At 59.5% G+C, this 20,321-nt stretch carries 17 protein-coding genes and 1 pseudogene; 9 read left to right on the top strand and 9 right to left on the bottom strand.

Annotated features, from left to right (window positions below):
• Positions 1-32: 32 nt before the first annotated feature.
• Positions 33-2,456: a glucose/quinate/shikimate family membrane-bound PQQ-dependent dehydrogenase gene (locus JOE39_RS13585; RefSeq protein WP_210078636.1), complete on the bottom strand. Its 2,424-nt coding sequence runs from the start codon at positions 2,454-2,456 to the stop codon at positions 33-35.
• A 440-nt stretch (positions 2,457-2,896) separates the two neighbouring features.
• Here JOE39_RS13585 and JOE39_RS13580 point away from each other — a divergent pair, with 440 nt between their 5' ends.
• Together JOE39_RS13580 and JOE39_RS13575 are read left to right on the top strand one after the other, a co-directional pair.
• The gene (locus tag JOE39_RS13580; RefSeq protein ID WP_210078637.1) at positions 2,897-3,124 is read left to right on the top strand and encodes a VF530 family protein; all 228 of its coding nucleotides are present in this window, start codon (positions 2,897-2,899) and stop codon (positions 3,122-3,124) included.
• Positions 3,125-3,177: 53 nt separating this feature from the next.
• Positions 3,178-3,837: a Pr6Pr family membrane protein gene (locus JOE39_RS13575; RefSeq protein WP_024664166.1), complete on the top strand. Its 660-nt coding sequence runs from the start codon at positions 3,178-3,180 to the stop codon at positions 3,835-3,837.
• A 15-nt stretch (positions 3,838-3,852) separates the two neighbouring features.
• Here the strand turns inward: JOE39_RS13575 and JOE39_RS13570 are convergent, their stop codons facing one another.
• From JOE39_RS13570 to JOE39_RS13560, 3 genes are all read right to left on the bottom strand, one after another.
• Positions 3,853-4,620, bottom strand: a complete 768-nt coding sequence (locus tag JOE39_RS13570; RefSeq protein ID WP_122233268.1) for a siderophore-interacting protein — start codon at positions 4,618-4,620, stop codon at positions 3,853-3,855.
• Positions 4,617-5,207 (bottom strand): PadR family transcriptional regulator, encoded by a 591-nt coding sequence (locus tag JOE39_RS13565; RefSeq protein WP_004404274.1) that lies wholly within the window; start codon positions 5,205-5,207, stop codon positions 4,617-4,619. The genes JOE39_RS13570 and JOE39_RS13565 overlap by 4 nt, the downstream gene beginning before the upstream one ends.
• Positions 5,208-5,294: 87 nt before the next feature.
• Entirely contained in the window at positions 5,295-8,414 is a 3,120-nt protein-coding gene (locus JOE39_RS13560) for a transglycosylase domain-containing protein (protein WP_210078679.1), read from the bottom strand.
• Positions 8,415-8,669: 255 nt separating this feature from the next.
• Here JOE39_RS13560 and JOE39_RS13555 point away from each other — a divergent pair.
• Positions 8,670-8,936: pseudogene (locus JOE39_RS13555) on the top strand (hypothetical protein); the annotation flags it as partial.
• 75 nt (positions 8,937-9,011) lie between these two features.
• Here JOE39_RS13555 and JOE39_RS13550 read toward each other — a convergent pair.
• On the bottom strand, positions 9,012-9,632 hold the full coding sequence (locus tag JOE39_RS13550; protein ID WP_010420941.1) for a hypothetical protein: 621 nt from the start codon (positions 9,630-9,632) through the stop codon (positions 9,012-9,014).
• Positions 9,633-9,787: 155 nt separating this feature from the next.
• On the bottom strand, positions 9,788-10,918 hold the full coding sequence (locus JOE39_RS13545; RefSeq protein WP_010420944.1) for an OpgC domain-containing protein: 1,131 nt from the start codon (positions 10,916-10,918) through the stop codon (positions 9,788-9,790).
• A gap of 294 nt (positions 10,919-11,212) precedes the next feature.
• Between JOE39_RS13545 and JOE39_RS13540 the strand changes: the two genes are divergently transcribed.
• The 3 genes from JOE39_RS13540 (at position 11,213) to JOE39_RS13530 (ending at position 13,145) form a co-directional block, all read left to right on the top strand.
• Positions 11,213-11,494 carry a type B 50S ribosomal protein L31 gene (locus tag JOE39_RS13540; protein WP_003418539.1) on the top strand — a complete coding sequence of 94 codons (282 nt, stop codon included), beginning with the start codon at positions 11,213-11,215 and terminating at the stop codon, positions 11,492-11,494.
• 152 nt (positions 11,495-11,646) lie between these two features.
• Positions 11,647-12,738: a D-alanine--D-alanine ligase gene (gene ddlA, locus JOE39_RS13535; protein WP_210078638.1), complete on the top strand. Its 1,092-nt coding sequence runs from the start codon at positions 11,647-11,649 to the stop codon at positions 12,736-12,738.
• Complete coding sequence (locus tag JOE39_RS13530) at positions 12,735-13,145, top strand: NUDIX domain-containing protein (protein ID WP_003425349.1); 411 nt, start codon at positions 12,735-12,737, stop codon at positions 13,143-13,145. Before ddlA ends, JOE39_RS13530 begins: the two co-directional genes overlap by 4 nt.
• Positions 13,146-13,200: 55 nt before the next feature.
• Here JOE39_RS13530 and metR read toward each other — a convergent pair whose 3' ends face one another.
• On the bottom strand, positions 13,201-14,118 hold the full coding sequence (gene metR / locus JOE39_RS13525; RefSeq protein ID WP_003425350.1) for a transcriptional regulator MetR: 918 nt from the start codon (positions 14,116-14,118) through the stop codon (positions 13,201-13,203).
• A 106-nt stretch (positions 14,119-14,224) separates the two neighbouring features.
• Between metR and JOE39_RS13520 the strand changes: the two genes are divergently transcribed.
• From JOE39_RS13520 to JOE39_RS13510, 3 genes are all read left to right on the top strand, one after another.
• A complete protein-coding gene (locus JOE39_RS13520; RefSeq protein ID WP_210078639.1) occupies positions 14,225-14,959 on the top strand; it encodes a 5-methyltetrahydropteroyltriglutamate--homocysteine methyltransferase in 735 nt (244 codons plus the stop codon).
• Positions 14,960-15,082: 123 nt separating this feature from the next.
• Positions 15,083-16,075 (top strand): alpha/beta hydrolase, encoded by a 993-nt coding sequence (locus JOE39_RS13515; RefSeq protein WP_004416438.1) that lies wholly within the window; start codon positions 15,083-15,085, stop codon positions 16,073-16,075.
• A gap of 209 nt (positions 16,076-16,284) precedes the next feature.
• The gene (locus JOE39_RS13510; RefSeq protein WP_004404250.1) at positions 16,285-16,932 is read left to right on the top strand and encodes a DsbA family oxidoreductase; all 648 of its coding nucleotides are present in this window, start codon (positions 16,285-16,287) and stop codon (positions 16,930-16,932) included.
• 136 nt (positions 16,933-17,068) lie between these two features.
• Here the strand turns inward: JOE39_RS13510 and JOE39_RS13505 are convergent, their stop codons facing one another.
• Together JOE39_RS13505 and JOE39_RS13500 are read right to left on the bottom strand one after the other, a co-directional pair.
• Positions 17,069-18,397 carry a sigma-54 dependent transcriptional regulator gene (locus JOE39_RS13505; protein ID WP_003428833.1) on the bottom strand — a complete coding sequence of 443 codons (1,329 nt, stop codon included), beginning with the start codon at positions 18,395-18,397 and terminating at the stop codon, positions 17,069-17,071.
• A gap of 10 nt (positions 18,398-18,407) precedes the next feature.
• Positions 18,408-20,315 (bottom strand): ATP-binding protein, encoded by a 1,908-nt coding sequence (locus JOE39_RS13500; RefSeq protein ID WP_210078640.1) that lies wholly within the window; start codon positions 20,313-20,315, stop codon positions 18,408-18,410.
• Positions 20,316-20,321: the final 6 nt, after the last annotated feature.

Raw genomic sequence — 20,321 nt, 5'->3', positions numbered from 1 at the left:
GGTAGCCGCTTTTCATTGACATCAGCAACGCCTTACTTCGGCAGTTTGAACGCCATCACGTAGTCACCCTGTTTGGTGCCCAGTGAGCCGTGACCGCCTGCAACGACCAGCACGTATTGCTGACCGTCCTTGCCGGTGTAGGTCATCGGGGTGGTTTGCGCACCTGCTGGCAGGCGGGCTTCCCACAACTGCTTGCCGTTACGCACGTCATAAGCACGCAGGTACTGGTCAAGCGTAGCGCTCATGAACGCCAGGCCGCTGGCGGTAGTGATAGGACCGCCGAGGCTTGGAACGCCCATGGTCAGCGGGAGCGGGATCGGCGAGCTGTCGCGCACGGTACCGTTCTTGTGCATCCAGATGGTTTTTTGCGTGGTCAGGTCGACCGCCGCCACGTAACCCCATGCTGGCGCCTGGCAAGGCAGGCCCATCGGCGACAGCAGTGCTTCCAGTATCACACCATAAGGCGCGCCCTTGTTCGGCTGTACGCCTTCAGTTTCGCTCTTGCGACCCGGGCCGCCTTCAACTTCGGCAGACGGTACCAGCTTCGAACGGAAAGCCATGTAGTTAGGATTGACGAAGGCGATCTGACGCACCGGGTCGACGGAAATACCGCCCCAGTCAAACACACCGAAGTTACCCGGATAAACGATCGAACCTTGCAGCGAAGGTGGCGTGAACGGACCATCGTAGCGCAGCGACTTGAAGTCGATCCGGCACATCATCTGGTCAAACGGCGTCACGCCCCACATGTCGCGCTCCTTGAGCGGCGGCGGCATGAAGTTCAGGTCGGACTTGGGCTGGGTTGGCGAGGTGTGATCGCCAGCGACAGCACCTTGCGGAACCGGTACTTCATTGATGGGCACGATCGGTTTGCCGGTGCTGCGATCCAGCACGTAGATGCTGCCCTGCTTGGTCGATGCCAGCACAGCGGGTTTGATGCCGTCAGCGGTTTTCATGTCCAGCAGGGTCGGCTGACCGCCCACGTCCATGTCCCACAGGTCATGGTGAGTGAACTGGTAGTCCCAGCGTACGCGGCCGGTCGCGATGTCCAGTGCAACCAGGCCCGCGCTGTACTTCTCGGACTCTTTGGTACGGTCGCCGCCCCATTGGTCCGGCGTCTGGTTGCCCATCGGCAGGTAGATCAGGCCGAGTTTTTCATCGACGCTGAACATGGACCACATGTTCGGCGAGTTGCGGGTGTAGATCTTGCCATCGGCAATCGGAGCGGTTTCCTCCGGGTTGCCGCTGTCCCAGTTCCAGACCAGACGACCGGTGTGTACGTCATACGCACGGATCACGCCGGACGGCTCGTCCATGGAAACGTTGTCAGTAACGTGACCACCGATAATCACCAGGTCCTTGGTGACCGCGGGTGGCGACGTGGAGTAGTAGCCGCCCGGAGCGAAGGTGCCCATGTTGGCGGTCAGGTCGACCGAACCCTTGTTGCCGAAGTCTTCGCACATCTTGCCGGTGTCGGCGTTCAGCGCGATCAGACGAGTGTCGGCAGTCGGCAGGAAGATTCTGCGCGGGCAGGCAGCACTGGCAGTGGCAGTACCGTCAGCAGCCGGGACCGTCGGGCTTTGCGCCGGGGCACTGGCGGCGTAGGCAGCGTCGTCATGATAGGTGACGCCACGGCAGGTCATGTGCGCCCAACCCTTGAAGTTGGCAGCGTTCTGAGTGCTGAGCTTCGGGTCGAAGCGCCAGATTTCCTTGCCCGAATCCGGGTCAAGTGCGATCACCTGACTGTGCGGCGTGCACACGTAGAGCATGCCGTTGACCTTGAGCGGGGTGTTCTCGGCAGTGGTTTCACCCGGGTCATTCGGCCCCGGAATGTCACCGGTGCGATAGGTCCAGGCCGGCTCCAGCTTGTTGACGTTTTCCGGCGTGATCTGTGCCAGTGGTGAGTAGCGGTCACCGAAGGCGGTGCGGCCGTAGGACTGCCAGTCGCCGTCAGGCATGGCCGGGGCGGTGTTGGTCGTGCCAGCCGTCTCGCGGTCCAGCTGGCCTTCGATACGACCCGGATTGGTGAACTGGCTTGCCAGTGCGGTCAGTCCGGCCAGCACCACAGCGATGCTCAATGCACCGGTGCCCATGCGTGCCGGACCGTTGCGCAGCAGCGGCTTGCGGAACCATGGCAGCAGCAACACGATACCCAGTGCGAACCACAGCGCCAGGCGTGGCACCAATTGCCACCAATCAAGGCCGACTTCCCACAACGACCACACGGTGCTCGCGAACAGCAGCAGTGCATAAAGGCCCAGCGCAGCCGCACGACCCGTGATCAGCAGCACGCCAGTCACGGCGAAGCCGATACCGGCCAGCAGGTAATACAGCGAGCCATCCAGTTGCAGCAGTCGGGCACCACCGACCAGCAAGGCCAGCCCCATCAACAGGATCACCAGCCCGAGCAGGGTCGGTAACAGGCGATTTCTATTTGAAGCACCGTCAGTGCTCATAATGCGAATCTCCGCGAGAAGTAAGTAATTGACATCTTGTTTTAAGCATCGCCTGCCTTGGCGCCATTCCTTGAAGCTGCTTGTTGAGACGAATCGCCGACGGTGGAATTAAACCGTCAGGCAGAGCGCGGTTGCACGTTTGGTCGGCGCGGTCATTGAGTCGTAGACCATCACCGCCCGAATTCGTGCATAGGCTTTTGTCCGAAGGAACATCTGCAGAAGGGGGAATCTTCAATCCTTAACCCGGCAATGATAGGGCGCTAACAATTTTTCTAAAAGCGAAAAACCTGACATGGATCATTGCGAGGCCGGCAACAGTGCTGCAGGTCGACGGTGTTTTATCAAGGCGTGGGGCTTACAATGGCAGACTTTCGGGAAGTACCTGCTTACTCCAGAGATCCGTTCAGGTTCGTCTCCTCTCATCCGTTGCAAGGCTCATCATGACAACACCCAACTCCGACCCATTGCACGGCGTCACGCTGGAGCAGATCCTCAGGGCGCTGGTCGAACATTACGAATGGTCCGGCCTTGCCGAGCGCGTCGATATTCGCTGCTTCAAAAGCGATCCGAGCATCAAGTCCAGTCTGACCTTCCTGCGCAAGACCCCTTGGGCGCGGGAAAAGGTCGAAGCGCTGTATGGGAAGTTGCATCGCAGCAAGGGCTGGTAACAGGCTCGCCAGAATAGCTTGGCACGGAAGCCTGCACTCAAGGATACCGATTGATGCTCAGCGAACATCCACAACCTGCGCAGGGACAGCGCTATTACGCCCTCGTGGCCGCTTGCCTCGGCTGGTCGGGACTGGTGATTCAGCTTTACCTGATCCTGATTGGCCGTTATGCCGATCACGCCAGTCTGCTGGGCGGGCTGGTACGGTTTTCAAGTTTCTTCACCGTACTGACCAACATGCTTGTAGCGGTCGCACTGAGTTGCGCCCTGACGACACAGCAGTCGGCAGGCCACCGGTTCTTCCGCCATCCAGTGGTGTGTGGCGGCATTGCGGTGAGCATTGCGCTGGTGGGCATCGCCTACAACATCCTGTTGCGCCACTTGTGGCACCCGGAAGGCTGGCAGTGGGTGGCCGATGAACTGCTGCACGACATAATGCCGCTGGCGTTCGTGCTTTATTGGTGGTTGTACGTGCCCAGGGGCACACTGCGTCTGAGCCATATACCGCTCTGGGCGATCTATCCGCTTGTCTACTTCGCCTATGTCCTGCTGCGTGGCCACATGTTCGGTGATTACCTGTACCCGTTCATCGATGTCGGCACGCTCGGTTTTCCGAAGGCATTCATCAACGCGCTGGGCGTGCTGCTGGGTTTCGTGCTGATCGCATTGGTGCTGCTGGGAGTCGATAAACGCGCGTCTCGTCGTTCGCGGTGAGTCGCCCGGTCCTGCTCATTCTGCAGTGCTGTCCAGCTTCCAGTAACCGGCGGCCTTGACGAAGTCTTCTTCCAGGCCGAACTCGTCGAGCAGCACACGACGTAGCTTGCGTGACAGCGCGGATTCAGTCGCGACCCAGGCGTACAGCTTGCCCTCGGGCATCTCCAGGCGCCGCGTGACGTCCAGCAGATTCTGTTCGCCGCGTACGATCCAGATCACGTCGACCTGCGCGGCGCTATCGAACACCTGCTGTTCCTGCGGATTGGCCACTTCGACCACTACCAGCGCAGCACGGTTGGCGGGCAGCGATTCGAGGCGTCGGGAGATGGCGGGAATGGCTGTTTCGTCGCCGATCAGCAGGTAGCTGTCGAACATGTCCGGCACCACCATCGAACCCTTCGGCCCTGCGATGTGCAGAAATTGCCCAGGCGCTGCCTGAGCGGCCCAGGTGGCCGCCGGGCCTTCGCCGTGCAGAACGAAATCGATATCCAATTCCCCGGTTTTTTCGTCGTAGCGACGCGGCGTGTAATCGCGCATCGGCGGGCGCGGCGTGTCCTTGTCGCCGGCAGGGTTGAGGTTTTCCAAGGCGGCCTGTTCTTCTGCCGTTTGCGGGAAGAACAGTTTGACGTGGTCGTCGGTGCCCAGGCTGATGAAACCCGCCAGCTCCGGCCCCTGCAAGGTAATGCGGCGCATCAGGGGGGTCAGTTCCGTGACCCGCACCACCTGCAGCTTGCGTCGCTTGATTTCATGCATGACGCGATGGATTGACTGTGGCGAATTCATACCGACTCCTCCGATGCAGGTTGAGGCCCATCGACGACAGCCTTGGCTGTGCTGTTGAGCAGTTCGCTGACGCGCAGAATCTCTTCCGGACTCCAGCGGCCATGGTGCATCTGCAGCGCGTGGCGCAGGTTATGCACCGCTTCATGGATTTCCGGCGGACGATCATGGCCGCGCAGTGAGCGCTTGCTGACATCAATGCGCATGCGCACACCTTCCAGTGCCACGGCCTGATCTTCCAGGGATTGGCGACCTGCATCGGTGACGGTGTAGAGCTTCTTGCCGGCCTGTGCATCGCCGACCACCATTTCGCTTTCTTCAAGGAACGTCAGGGTGGGGTAGATCACGCCGGGGCTGGGGCAGTACGCACCCTCGAACAGACCTTCGATCTTGCGGATCAGGTCGTATCCGTGGGCAGGCTGTTCGGCGATCAACGCCAGCAACAGCAATTTCAGATCGCCAGGGGCGAAAACCCGTGGGCCACGCCCACCGCGTTCGCGGCCTGGGCGTTTTTCAAAACCGTCGCGATCTTCACCTGCTTCACGAAGATGCGGCGGACGGTGATGGGGTGGGTGTTTATCTTCACGCATGTTTTTGCTCTCTGGTTACAAGTTAGATATACCTTAAGATATATCTTATTGTAATCACAGAGCTGGCAGACGAGCGGTCATTGCCGGTCAGACACCCTTGGGCGCATCGGCAAGCGGGGCGTTGCACATCGCTTGTCCGTGGTTTTCCAGGTACGGCGTCAGAATCGGCGCCATGCCTTTGAGCACCTGCACCGGCAACGCCGAGGTAAAACGAAAGCCTTCGGCAGCGCGTCCCGGCACGAACGCCGTCAGTGCGCCAAAGTGGTTGTCGCCGATATAAAACACAAAAGTCGCCGTGCGGTTGATCGCCCTTGAACTGAGAATGCGCCCGCCGGCACCGACGCTTTCGATCCTGTTATCCCCGGTGCCGGTCTTGCCACCCATTGCCAGCACACTGCCGTCCTGCATCTTGAATGTGCCTTGCACGCGTTTGGCCGTGCCGCCGTCCACCACTTGCGACAAGGCCTCGCGCATTGCCGCTGCGACTTCCGATGGCAACACACGCTTGCCCAGCTCCGGGTTGATGCTCAGTTGGGTGTCATAAGGCGTATCGGCGGCAAAATGCAGACTGTCGATGCGCACCGCAGGCAGGCGGATCCCATCGTTCTGGATGATGCCGATCAGCTCGGCAAGCGCCGCCGGACGGTCTCCCGAACTGCCGATAGCCGTCGCCAGCGAAGGCACCAGGTGGTCGAACGGATAACCCACACGCTGCCAGCGTTGCTCGATGTCCAGAAACGCTTCGACCTCCATCATGGTCCGCACCCGGCTGTCGCGAGCGCCTTTGTGGCGACTCTTGAACAGCCAGCCATAGACTTCCTGACGCTCGAAACGACTGGCGGCCACTGCGTCCTTGAACTGTGCTTCCGGGTGCTTGAGCAGGTAGCCCACCAGCCACAGTTCCAGCGGATGGACGCGGGCGATGTAGCCTTGATCGGGCAGGTCATAACTGCCCGGACCGTAACTCTGGTACAGATCGGCAAGACGTTTGTCGGTGAGTTTCGCGCTTGCCCTGGGCTCGTCGAGGTGGGCGCGGATAAACGCGTTGAACGTGCCCTGATCAGCGCCCGGCAGCAGATAACGGTGCACCGCAGCGAGGCGAATAGCCGTCGGGTGAATGCCGTCCAGAAAGGTGTCGAGTCGCTCTTGGGTGGTCTTTTCCTTGTAGCGCTTCCAGAAGCGCAGCAGGAATACCGTGCCTTCGCGGTCGGCAAACTGCGCCAGGTATTCCTGACGGCGCGGGTTGTCATCATCCTTGAGCAGCTCGGCGCTATTGTTGGGCGCCTGATAGGTGCTGTAGCGCACGACATCGCGCATCAGGCGAATGAACGGCAGGTTGATCGACTCACGCAGCGACTCGCGCAGGGTTGGAATCCGCGCGTTGTCCTCGCGCCGGAAATTATTGAAACGGTGCATGCCGCCACCGGTGAAGAACGCTTCTGCGGGGCTGGCCGAATAGGTGCGGTCGAGTGCGGCCGAAAGCATCTTCGCCAGGTCACGGTCCTTGTTGATCAGCAGATAATCCACCGCCCAGCGGGTCAGCCGATCCGGTTCCTCGACCGGGACTTTGCGCAATTGCGCAGGGCTCAAGCCCGCATAGCGCCCATGCAGCTCGGCGATGATCTCCAGATACGTCGTCAGCACGCGCATCTTCGCCGTCGAGCCCAGCTCCAGCTTGCTGCCTTCGTTGATGTCGAAAGGCTGATCGGTGCTGTCGGTCTGGACCCTGACCCGCGAGCCATCCACGCCGCGTTCAAACAGCGTGAAGCTGTAGCGCACCTGCGTTGTGCTGGCCGGGGTCAACAGGCGCTCGCCCATCAAACCGGTCTTTGCCGCAAATTCAGGGTTGGCCAGGTCACGCAGGTACTGGCTGACGCTGCGCTGCAATTCGCCATGCAGAGTGCTGGTGGCGGACAGGTCAAGACGGTCCAGGTCATAAAGCGGGCGGTTGAGCAAATTCGACAGGCGAGTGCGCGCGACACTGATGCCCTTGTTGGTTTCGATGGGCTGCAGGGTCGGTTGCTGCGCCCAGTCGCGGTAGGTGACCTGGGCTGCCAGCGCGGCCTCGGCCAGCGGTCGGTCGATGACGTTGGCCTGGGCCAGCAAGCGAATGTGGCTGTCGGTCAACTCGGCGAGTTCAGAGCGGCCCTTGGCAAGATAGTGCGACGGACGACGCTGGGCGATCACCAGTGAGAGCACTTCACGCAGCGCCAGCGCCTTGTCGGCCAGCGCCTGTTTATTGCCTGGATTCGACGCCAGTATCTCGTTGGTTTTGCCGAAGTCTGCGCCGAACCATACCCTCAGTCCTTCAGCCAGACCATGCACCTCGCCATGCCCCGGCACCGCAGACAGCGGCACGCTGTTCAGGTAGTCACGCACCACTCGCTGGCGCACGGCGAGTGTCTCGGTCCCCGGCTGATAGGCGCGAACGCTGGCGGAAATCATCTGCCGCAGCTTTTCCGAACCCGACAGCGTCAGCCCGTCTGGGGAATGACGGTATTTTTCCAGCTGAGTAGCCAGCGTGCTGCCCCCAGCCGACTGGCCGGGGAGGGCAAACATCTTCGCCAGTTGCGACCAGGCGGCTTTGACAAATCGTGGCCAGTCCACCGCAGGGTTGGCCATGGGCTGCTGTGGATCGAGCAGGTCGCGGTTTTCGATGAACAGCAGGCTGTTCACCAGCATCGGCGGAATGGCAGCAAAGGTCGGGTAAAACTGCTGTGGGTATCTGAACTCGTACAGCGGCTCGCTGCGGCAATCGGTGATCGACAGCCCGGCCTGGGTCTTTTCCTCGTAAGGCACGAAAAAACCATGCCGGACGTAACGCAGCAGTTCCGGGGAAAACCGGGTCTGGCGCGTAATCACATAATCGCGCTTGAGCAGGCGCGACAGGAATTCATCCATGGATGAATAGCCCAGGCGTCTGTCGAACGGCCCGTCACCGGGATATACCACGTCATGACTCGGCCCAGGCTGCATTGAATAACCCAGGCTCGCGGCAAAGCGGCTGAATTCCCGCGCCTGAAGCCTGGAGGTTCTGCTCTCCACAGCCACCGCCGCGCCCAAGGCAACCCCGGCCAACACCACCACGACCCAGAACACCCGCCATCCGTATCGCTTGCGACGAGGATATTTGGGCGTACGAGGATCATCCTCACGATCAGCGGATAGCGTCTCTTGCTTGCTATCGGAATGCCGAAATGCGCCCATAGTCGATTGTCCGGTCATCCTGTCAAAGCACCTGACCCAAGCTTAGACGCTGGATGGGATTGTGGGAGGGAATTGTCTGGAGGTTTTCGAGGGAGGATGGCGCGCAGTGGGGATGAGCGTCATGCACTAATCCCAATGCAGTCACACATGAACTGCTGTGGCGCTGGCTTGATCAGACGTGAAGATCAACCAACGGTTTGCGCTCCTCTTCACGCTTCGGCGCATTGCGCTCGATCTGGTAAATGATCGTGTCCATATACCCCTGTCGGTGATCCGGTCACTAACGAGTGGAAGACCGAGTATTACGAAAATGGTGAGTGGGTTGCTCAGACACTTGAGGCCAAGGTTTTTAAAGATCTGGCCCTTGGGGCTGAGGTGATCATCAGGGTCAAGCCAAGAAACTCACTGGTAGGTGGCAGGCTTCCCTACACTGTCAGATTGGGTTCCTATCCTGTTTTAAAAAGCTATGAACTGCTCGACGAACCGGGAGTGATAAGAATTCCAAGTGGGTATACTAACCCTGGCTGCGAACTGTTGCTCCTCGCGGTTAACGTCTAACTCAGCCTGGCGAATCATTTGTCTCGCCAGGCTGATGTTTCATACCGCCAACGAAATATACGAAAAATCTCGTTTCTCAGCATTACTCTGGACTTGCTGTATCCATTCGTCCTGCATTTTTTGTACGCTGGTGTTCATGATTTTGCCATAGTCGATCACGTCCTGAAAATTGCTGATATCCAGTTTATATCGGCCGCCAAATGTTTCATGGTCGTGGTCTACCAGGGTCATGATGGTCTTTGCGTGATGTTGGAGTTGTTCTTTGAATTCTCTGAACCCGTTGATGGCGTGGGTAAGAACTGATGTGTCGTTTTCAGTCAGGCTGTTATCGTAGTCAATTATCTTGATGGATGCACTTTCGGTCAGTGTGAAGCCGAAGTTTTTACGTGCAATGTCGGGGTGGGTTTCTTGCAGTTCTTTTCGAAAGCTATCATAGGTCACATTTACCAGCGCAAGTTCCAGTACGTCGAGTCTCTTTTTGTGAGCTACGTAGTCAAGCCTGTTTGTGATGTGTTCGTTGATCGGTTCCAACAACCACGGCTCTTTCTGATATTCGTAAAATACATTTTTTTCTGTCGTTTTGACTTCAGATGCAATGGCCTCTTGAAGGCTGACGTCTTCTGTCGGATCAACATGTTTAGCACCGGTTACCAACCCCATCTGTTGCGGGGTGTTTACCGGATTTGAAACTCCATTAATGTTCAAAGCGTTGCCCTCTCTTTGGTCTCATACCGAATAGCGGCCGGTTCCTGAAAAACTTGGCCTGACAAACCAGTAGGAAATCTCCGAGAGGGCATGCAAACGTGACGCTGTTCTCAAGTTGGCAATAGGTGTGGCGATGTTCCCAGGCGTTTATTCAACTCCAACCCATTGGCCATCAGCATCATCAACCCCAACCCGACAATCGCCGTGGTCACTTGCATAGGCCATGTATCGCCTGCCAGTGCATTGGCCATGTCTGCCAGTGGCGCGAGCAGGACGCCCAGGCAGAAGACTTCCAGTGAATAACGCCCCATGCGGGAGGTCTGGCGCGCAGGCCAGTTTTCCAGCCAGGTGCTTGAGGCTGGCAGCAGTCGGGCGACGACGTAGACCAGGGCCAGGAAGTGCAGTAGCCGGACGGGCGCAAGGTCGGTCTTGCTGATCGGGTAAAGGCTTTCAAGGTGCAGGCTGGAGACCAGCGCGGCGTGCAGGCCGGGCCATTTTTCGCTGAAGGTCAGGATGCCTGCGACCAGCACGTAGACGGCAGCCACCATGAACAAGGGCTGTTGGCGCAACGGAGGGCGCTCAGCTGTTGTAGCTGTTTCGCTGCGCAACGCGCACGCACCGCCGAGCACGAACAGCAACTGCCAGGCGACCGGGTTGAAGTACCAGACACCGCCGCCTTCGTAGGCGCGCAGGTTCCAGCCGAATAGCGGCACCATTAGGTACAGGGCAATCGACAGGCCCACCGCCACTTCGAGTTTGCGCAACATCAATGGCAAGGTCAGCGGCAAGGTCAGCAACAGCACGATATACAGCGGCAACGGGTCGGTCAGGTTCGGCTTGAAGCGCAGCAGCAGTTCATCGGCCAATGCCTGTTGCGGGTTGCCGACGAAGTATTCAAGGCCCATCTGCTGGACCATGTCGCGCGTCTCGACGTGATTGTTGGCGACGAAGACGATGCCCATCAGCAGGGTCAGCAGAAAGATATGCACCACATACAGCACCCAGGTCCGGCGCAGGATACGCACGCCAGCCACCAGCATGCCGTCACGTCGGGCGATGCGCCCGTAGGCCAGTATGGATGCGTAACCGGCGAAGAAAACGAAGATTTCCGCTGCGTCGCTGAAGCCGAAGTTGCGTACGGTCAGTTGCGCCAGGGGATTGTCCGGCACGTGATCCCAGAAGATGAAGATCAGCGCCAGGCCGCGAAAGAAGTCGATTCGATGATCGCGTCCGTTATTCATAACGGTGGACTCTTGAAAGTGCTAATGAGTAAAGATAGGCCACAGAGGCTCAGGTTCCAGGCCAGCGACCAGTGACGTTCGGCGGCGCGGCAGGGTGCCGCTAATCGAGGGCAATTGCAAAGGCGCGCTATTACAGAATGTCTCTGGCCCACGTGGCTCGGCGGCTGCACGCCGACATCGGCGCCGTGTGCGTGTTCGATCAACCTCACCAATGATGGCAATCAATAGCAATCATTCTCATCTTTGGTTATGTTACTGTATAACTATTCCACTCAACTCACCGGAGAGATCACGATGAAACCCGATATCCATCCTCAATACCGCACCGTGCTGTTCCACGACACTGCTGCCGATGCTTACTTTCTGATCGGCTCCACCGTAGACACAGACCGCACGCAACAGCACACCGACGGCACTGCCTATCCTTATGTTGCGCTCGATGTTTCCAGTGCCTCGCACCCGATGTACACCGGGCAGCAGCGCAAAACCACCACCGAAGGCCGGATCGCGGGTTTCAACAAGCGTTTCGCCGCCTTTGGCTCGGCTGGCAAGAAAGAAACCGCAGCCGCTCAATGAGCGGTCTGACCTCCCGGTCGTGGGCACTTCGCATGGATTGCCCACGACCGGGATTTTTTTTGTCTGAATTTCAGGCCTGCGGCCAATCATCTACTGGACTAACAGCCGACATTGCTTTTATCTTCGCGGCCTGAAAAACAGGAGTAACCGCTTTGAAAAAGTCAGTCGCCATCGTTTTCGGTGGGCAATCCAGCGAGCATGAGGTTTCGTTGCAGTCGGCACGCAACGTGATCAATGCGATTGATCGTGAACGCTATGCGCTGACCCTGATTGGCGTCGACAAGCTGGGCCGCTGGCTGCATTTCGACGAGGCCGATTACCTGCTCAATGTCACTGATCCCGCACGGATCAAACTGAGCGCATCAGGCAAGCCATTGTCCTTGCTGCCGGGCAGCATCGGTGGGCAGTTTGTCGAAGTCGAGTCAGGCCAGCCACTGGCAGCCATCGATGTAGTATTCCCGCTGATCCATGGCGCGTTTGGCGAAGACGGTGCATTGCAGGGCGTGCTGCGCATGCTGGCCGTGCCCTTTGTCGGCGCCGATGTGCTGTCCTCTGCGGTTTGCATGGACAAGGACGTGACCAAGCGCCTGCTGCGCGATGCGGGCATTACCGTCGCGCCGTTCAGGGTCCTGTCGCGTGGAGATAGCCTTTCTTTCACGGAGGCTGCCGACCAATTGGGGCTGCCAATGTTCGTCAAACCGGCCAATCAGGGTTCATCGGTGGGCGTGAGCAAGGTATCTGACGAGGCTGGTTTCGCGGCGGCACTGGCGCTGGGTTTCGAGTTCGATCACAAGCTGCTGATCGAGCAGGGCATCGTCGGCCGGGAAGTGGAGTGCGCCGTACTGGGTAACGTCGATGTGCAGGTCAGTGTCTGTGGCGAAGTGATTGCCAACGATGAATTCTATGCCTACGACACCAAGTACCTGAATGGCGATCAGGCACGCATCGCCATCCCCGCCGAGCTGCCCGCCGACCTGAGCGATCAGGTGCGTGAGGTCGCGTTGCAAGCGTACAAGGTGCTGGGCTGTGCAGGGCTCTCGCGGGTCGATTTCTTCGTCACCGAAGGGCGCGACATCATCATCAACGAAGTCAACACACTGCCGGGTTTCACCTCGATCAGCATGTACCCCAAGCTCTGGCAGGCCAGCGGTCTGTCGTATGCCGAACTGATCCATCGCCTGATCGTTCTGGCGCTGGAGCGGGCTGATCAGGCGCGGCTGCTGAAAACGGAGATCTTCGCATGAAGATCATCCGCATCGCGGCGGCGCTGCTGATCGGCGCGGACGGCCGGACTCTGCTGGTGCGCAAGCGCGGTACTCAGGCCTTCATGCAGCCGGGCGGCAAGATCGAGCCCGGTGAACCGGCACCGCAGGCGCTGGCCAGAGAACTCGAAGAAGAGCTCGGGCTGATCGTCGATCCGGCGCAGGCGGTATTTCTCGGTGAGTTCACGGCACCCGCCGCCAACGAGCCCGGTTTCGAAGTCAACTGCCAGTTGTATGAGGTCAGGACCGACGCTCAGGCAGTGCCTGCCGCCGAGATTGAAGAAGTGCTGTGGGTTGACGCGGACAGTCATGCGGGTTTGCAGCTGGCGCCGTTGACCCGCGATCTGATTCTGCCGCTGTATCTGAAGCGGCAGGCAGCGCGTAGCTGAACGGCGCAGTCGTCCTGCATCGCGGTGCAGGACGGCACTGTCAACAAACCCTATGTCAGCGAACCACACTTACCCCGTCGAGCGTCGAAAACGAGGTGTCCTTGGCGGTCAGCAGGAAATCGCGCATGTACGGTGCGTCAAGCATGTCGGCGCGGATACCGGCGTAGAGCGTCGCGAACAGTCCTTTCTCGCCCAGCCGCTTGGCCTTCACATAGCCGCGTGAGCTGTATTCATGCAGCGCCCAGTGCGGCATACCGCAGACCCCGCGCCCGCTGGCGACCAGTTGCATCATCATCACCGTCAGTTCCGATGTTCGTACCTGTGCCGGTTCGATGTCGGCGGGTTCCAGAAAGCGCGTGAAGATGTCCAGCCGGTCGCGTTCCACCGGGTACGTGATCAGCGTTTCAGCCAGCAAGTCTTCCGGAACGACATACGGCCTGGTTGCCAGCGCATGTTGATTGGCCACTGCCAGCATCGCTTCATAGGTAAACAGCGGCACATAGGTGATGCCGGGCAATTCCAGCGGATCTGAGGTCACCACCAGGTCCAGATCGCCGCGCGCCAGGGCAGGCAAGGGCGCGAACGAGAAGCCGGAAGACAAGTCGAGTTCGACCTCGGGCCAGGCATCGCGGAACTGGTCGATGGTCGGCATCAGCCACTGAAAACAGCTGTGGCACTCAATTGCCATGTGCAGCCGTCCCGCCGTGCCACCCGCCAGTCGGGCGATGTCGCGCTCGGCACTGCGCAGTTGCGGCAGCATAGAGTCGGCCAGTTGCAGCAGGCGCAAACCTGCGCTGGTAAACCGCACCGGTTTGGTCTTGCGCACAAACAGCGGCATACCCATGCGCTCTTCCAGCTCCTTGAACTGATGGGACAGTGCCGACTGCGTCAAATGCAGGCGCTCGGCTGCCTCCACAAGGCTGTCGGCCTCGCGCAGGGCGTGCAGGGTTTTGAGGTGGCGTATTTCAAGCACGGTCAGTGCTCCATGAGCAGTATTTGTGATCAACACGAAAAAAATGAGTTTGTCTCATGTTGTGTCAGCTGTCGACAATAGCCCCATCTTTTATGGAGGACGCATCGTGGCCCTGACTCAACACCCTGACTATTTTCCCATTGGCGCGGACCGTGAATTGCAGCACGCTTTGCAGGCTTTCTGGAAACAGGATCAGGGGAGTGCGACCACGGGTGCCGAACTACGCACCTGGTTGATGGCGCGTTATCCGCAGCAGGTACCAAACCTGAAACGCGACCAGCGTTTTCAGCCCGATTGGGCGCCGCTGCTGGCGAGCGTCGGTGAAGCAGGCGAGCAAGGCCGCAAAACCGCGTTGATCGGTCCTCTGACACTGCTCTGGCTAAGTGACGTTCAGGGTGACGAGGTAGATCGCCTCGACCTGCTGGAGCATCTGCTGCCGGTGTATGGCGAGATTTTCGGGCGGCTGGCAGCGCGCGGTGTCGAGTGGATTCAGATCGACGAACCGATTCTGGCGCTCGACCTGCCACTGGCATGGAGCAACGCCTTCGAGCGTGCCTATCACATTCTCCAGTATTCGCCGTTGAAGAAGCTTATCGGCCTCTATCACGGTGACCTGCGGCCCAACCTGGGTGTCGCGGCCCTGCTGCCGGTTGCAGGGTTGCATCTGGACAGCGTGACCGAACCGGAGCTGCTGGCCCCGGTGTTTGATCGTCTGCCGGTTTACAAGGTTCTGTCCCTGGGCGAGTGCGATACGCATTCGAACTGGCATCAGGAATCGTTGCTCGAAGCGCGCGCCCGTTTTGGGGAAAACCTGATGGTGGCGGATCAGGTCGCTGCCTAACGCAAACCCCGATTAACGACCGCTCAGCGCCATTCATCAAACTGTCACGCAAGTGTGGCAGCGCGCTTGGAAAAACATCATCAGACTCGCGGCCTACTGGGGTTCTGTTTTTTGGTGTTTTTCATGCGGGTTTTAATTTTTCTGGCCGCGCTTCTGTGCGGCTTGCCGTCTTTTGCGGCCGATCGTTGTGATACCGATGTTCCTGTACAGATGGCTGACCTCAAGGACGTGCGGATTGCCTACCAGAGTATTGGTAGCGAGTCCGACCCTGCCTTGTTGTTGGTGATGGGGCTGGGTGGGCAGTTGATTCACTGGCCGGATGAGGTCGTGGTCGCGTTATGTCAGCAGGGTTATCGGGTGATTCGCTACGACAATCGCGATGTGGGTCTGTCGTCGTGGGTGCAACAGCCAGCGGATGCCAATCTGACGTTCGAAGTGCTGCGTTACAAACTTGGACTGCCTGTCTCGGCACCTTATTCGTTGACTGATATGGCCGACGATGCGCTGGGTCTGATGGATGCGTTGCAGATTCGTCAGTTCCACGTATTGGGCGCGAGCATGGGCGGCATGATCGCTCAGCATCTGGCTGATCTGGCGCCGTCGCGGGTCGAAAGCCTGACGCTGATCATGACCAGTTCCGGTGCGCAGGGTTTGCCTATGCCCAGCACCGCGCTCATGCAGCTGTTGGCGCGTCGCGGCGCGCCCAATCGGGAAGTGGCGATCGAGCAGCAGGCCGATTTGCTTGCGGCGCTGGGCAGCCCGCAGGTCAAGGACGATCGCCAGCAACTGCTGCATCAGGCGGCTGTTTCCTATGACCGGGCGTTCAATCCTGAGGGCGTGAAACGCCAGATCATGGCGATTCTGGCCGAGCCCAGCCGCGTGGAACTGCTGAACCGTCTGCGTCTGCCGGTACTGGTGGTTCACGGCACGGCTGACCCGCTGTTGCCGGTCATGCACGGTGTGCATGTGGCCGCGCACATTCAGGGCAGCCAGCTGCGCCTGATTCCGGGGCTGGCGCACCGTTTTCAGGAGGCCTTCAAGGCCCCGTTGCTCGGTGCAGTGCTGCCATACCTGAAAGCCCAGCATGAAGACGGTCGCAACCTGGCTCAGTTGTAAGCCGGCCCGGTTGTCAGGCATGGACAGAGGTGTATCGTGTGACCTTTGCTTCCAAACTGTGTAAAAACTACTACGCTTGGCAATACTGCGTTAAAAACAGGCGAAAAATGCTCATTTAGAACACCTAAACTCCGCTTTTTCGCCTGTTTTTGCCTTGTCTTGCCTTCGCTCGTGACGTTTTTACACACTCTGTACCGAAAAGGGCCGACATGACAACTGCACTGAAGATCGACTTCATCTCCGATGTTTCCTGCCCCTGGTGCGTAATTGGTCTGCGCGCGCTGGATCAGGCGCTGGAGGCATTGGGTGATGAGGTGCAAGCGCACATTCACTTTCAGCCTTTCGAGCTGAACCCGAACATGCCTGCCGAAGGGCAGGACATCAAAGAACACATCGCCGAAAAGTACGGCTCCACGCCGGAACAGATCGAAGGTATTCACCAGACCATTCGTGAACGCGGTGCTGAACTCGGCTTCACCTTTGCCAGCGGCGAGCGGCGTATCTACAACACGTTCGATGCCCATCGCCTGCTGCACTGGGCCGAGCAGCAAGGCAAGCAGCATGCGTTGAAGCAGGCGCTGTTCGAGGCGTATTTCAGCGACCTGAAAGACCCGTCCAGTCACCAGACTCTGGCAGATGTGGCGCAGAAGGTCGGCCTGGATCGTCTGCGTGCTCAGGCGATTCTGGATGGCGACGAGTACACCACTGAGGTTCGCGAGGCAGAGCAGCTCTGGACGTCTCGCGGTATCACCTCCGTGCCGACCATGGTCTTCAACGACCAGTACGCCGTCTCGGGCGGTCAGCCGGTCGAGGTATTCGTCAGCGCAATCCGCCAGATTGTCGGTGAATCGAAGTAACGTACTGTCTGTGCGGGATAGCACGCGGAGCATTCGCACGATAGGTGTCTTGCGGACGCCTATCGTTCCTCGCGCTCCAGCGTTGTCTGCGTCACAGATCAGCGCTACGCCGCACCCTCAAGATCGGGCGCAGTGCTCAAAGCCCGTATTTCTTGACCTTGTCAAACAGCGTGGTCTTGGCCATGCCCAGTTCCTGGCTGGCCTGGCTGAGGTTGCCGCCGCTGCGTTGCAAGGCGTCGCCGAGCAATGAGCGCTCGAAGGCTTCGACTGCTTCGGCAAACCCAAGACTCTGGTTTTCACTGACCGTGCCTGACTGCTTGAATGCTGGCAGGCCCAAGGCAAAGCGTTCGGCCACGTTGCGCAGTTCGCGTACATTGCCCGGCCAGTCGTGGCTCATCAGGTTCGAGCTGGTTTGCCGATCCAGCACGGGCGGTTCGCGGTCGAAGCGTAACGACGACAACTGCAGGAAGTGTTCAAACAACTGCAGAATGTCTTCGCGGCGCTCACGCAAGGGTGGCAGTTCGAGCGTGACGACGTTCAGGCGGTAATACAGGTCGCTGCGGAACTGATTGGTCTTGCCCAAGGCATTCAAGTCGGACTTGGTCGCCGCAATGACCCGGCAATCCACGGCGACGCTCTGGTTGGAACCCAGCCGTTCGAGGGTTCGCTCCTGCAGGACGCGCAACAGCTTGATCTGCAGATTGACCGGCATGCTTTCCACTTCATCGAGAAACAGCGTGCCGTTGTGCGCGTGTTCGATCTTGCCGATGCGCCGCTTGCCCGCGCCGGTAAAAGCGTTGGCTTCGTGGCCGAAGATTTCCGACTCGAACAGGCTTTCCGCCAGCCCGCCACAGTTGAGCGCCACGAACTGGCTGTCCTTGCGCCGACTGAAATCGTGCAGGCAGCGCGCGACCAGCTCCTTGCCCGTGCCGGTTTCGCCTTCTATCAATACGTTGGCCGAGGTGTCGGCGACGTTGGCAATCAACGCACGCAGGTTTTGCATGGCCGGGGAGCGGCCGATGATCCGGCCTTCCAGCGAATCGCGCTCGGCCAGCTGCTTGCGCAACGCCCACACTTCACGGGCCAGCCCGCGTTGTTCCAGTGCGCGCCGGGTGACGTCTACCAAGCGCTCGGGAGAAAAGGGTTTCTCCATGAAGTCGTAGGCGCCATCGCGCATTGCGTTGACGGCCATGGTGATGTCGCCATGGCCAGTGATCAGCACCACCGGCAGGCTGCTGTCACGTGCCTTGAGACGGCTCAGCAACTCCAGCCCGTCGATGCCCGGCAAGCGAATGTCACTGATGACGATACCGGCGAAGTTGTCACCGATGCGCTTCAAGGCCTCTTCAGCGTTGGAAACGCCCTCGCTGGCGATGTCTTCCAGCGCGAGGGCCTGCTGGCAGCCGAGCAATACATGCGGATCGTCTTCGACGATCAGGACGGTCAGGTCGCTGTTTATGCTCATGGATGTCGTCTCATGTCGGGCTGTCCGGGTGGCGGGCATCGGGGATGAACGGCAGGCTCAGGACAAACGTCGTACCGCCGTCCTGCGGATGCTCTGCGCTCAGGCTGCCCCCGGCTGCGGCGGCAAGGCTCGCCGACAGCGTCAGGCCCAGCCCCAGGCCTTGTTCGCCCGGTTTGGTGGTGAAGAAAGGTTCAAACAGATGCTTGCGCGCCTCGGCGTCGACGCCGTGCCCGTTATCACGTACCCGCAGACGGTATCGGCCGTCGACAACCGATCCGGTGAGCCATAATTCCGGTTGCGGCAGGTCGAACATGGCGTCCAGTGCGTTGCCGATCAGGTTGACCAGAATCTGTTCCAGGCGGGTCTGGTCGATGGTCAGGGTGGCGTCGACGAAGTCGCGATGCACTATCAGGCCGGACTGCTCCAGACGCACGCCCAGCAACTGCGCCGCCGCATCGACAGCCTTGCTCAGTTGCGCCTGGCCCTGATCGTCGCCGCGTCTGGCGAATGCGCGCAGGCTGGCGGTGATGCGGCCCATGCGGTCGACCAGATCATTGATGGTACGCAGGTTGGTACTCGCGGTGTCCAGCGCGCCTCGTTCCAGAAAGCGCACGGTGTTGCCGGACAAGGTGCGCAGTGCGGCCAGAGGCTGGTTCAGCTCATGCGCGATGCTGGTCGACATCTGGCCGATGGCTGCCAGCTTTCCGGCCTGTACCAGCTCGTCCTGGGCTCTGCGCAAAGTGTCTTCAGCCTGCCTTCGCTCACGAATCTGCGCCTTGAGGCGTTCGTTGCTGGCCCGCAGGTGTTCGGTGCGTTCGGCGATCTTGCGTTCCAGCTCGTTGTTGGCAGCCTGCAGCGCTTCCCTGGCAGCAAGCCGAGTCGAGATCACCTTGCGCCGCTCGTTCCAGGCGATCAGCAGAAAGGTCACCAGCGCGCAAGCCACGGCCACCAGCATGCCCTGATTGGCTGCTTCACGGCGCAGATCTTCCAGCGGGGTAAGCAGTGTCAGGTGCCAGGCGGTGTCACTCAGCGGGCGGCTCTGGGCCAGATAACTGACCTTTTTGTGTTCGCGGTCGACACTGATGTTGGCGGGAAAAACCAGTGTTTCGACGCCCTCAGACAAGGTTTCCCGCTCCAATGGCACCAGTTCGTTGAGCGGCCACCAGTAATATTGCAGGCTGCGAGCCAGACGCTCCTTGACCTCAGCCGTGAGTGGACGCACTGATTTCAGACGCCGGGCCGGATCGCTGGAGAGGATGATGATGCCATTCTCGTCGCTGACAAACGCCTCCAGCCGTGCTCGCTGCCAGCGTTCTTCAAGTGCTTCGAGGCGTACCTTGATCACCGCAACGCCGATGATGCGGCCTTTGTCTTCCAGCCCATGGGCCAGGTAATAGCCCGACTCACCTATGGTGGTGCCGATGCCGTAAAAGCGCCCGGGCAGGCCGCGCACGGCGTCCTGAAAGTAGGCACGGAAAGACAGGTCTTCACCCTGATAACTGTCGGGATCACGCCAGTTGCTGGTGGCCAGCACGCGTCCGGTGGTGTCCATCACGTAAATGGCACGGCTGCGGCTGCGTCGATTCAGCCCTTCGAGGTAGCGGTTGACCTGCTGCTGAAGCTCGGGTCCCGGTTCGTTCAGCAACTGCGACACGCTGGATTCCAGCTCCAGCACGCTGGGCAGGTAGGTGTATTTGCTGATTTCGCTCTCCACCGTGCGCGCGTGCAGCTCGAGCTGGCGCTCGCCGGTTTCGCGCAGGCTCTTGATGCCGCTATGTTCACTGACCAGATAGGCGATATAGCCCAGCCCGATCATCAGCATGAGGATCAGCGGTGGCAGAAACAGTTGACGGATCAGGCGGGGTTTCACGGCGAGTGATGGCGGCGCGGCGCGATAAAGAGTGGGGTCGCATTTCATCACAGT

The organism is Pseudomonas sp. PvP100, assembly GCF_017833055.1.
Taxonomy (GTDB): Bacteria; Pseudomonadota; Gammaproteobacteria; order Pseudomonadales; family Pseudomonadaceae; genus Aquipseudomonas; species Aquipseudomonas syringae.
Note: the sequence above shows the minus strand (reverse complement) of the source record. Positions and strands in the feature narration are given on the sequence as shown.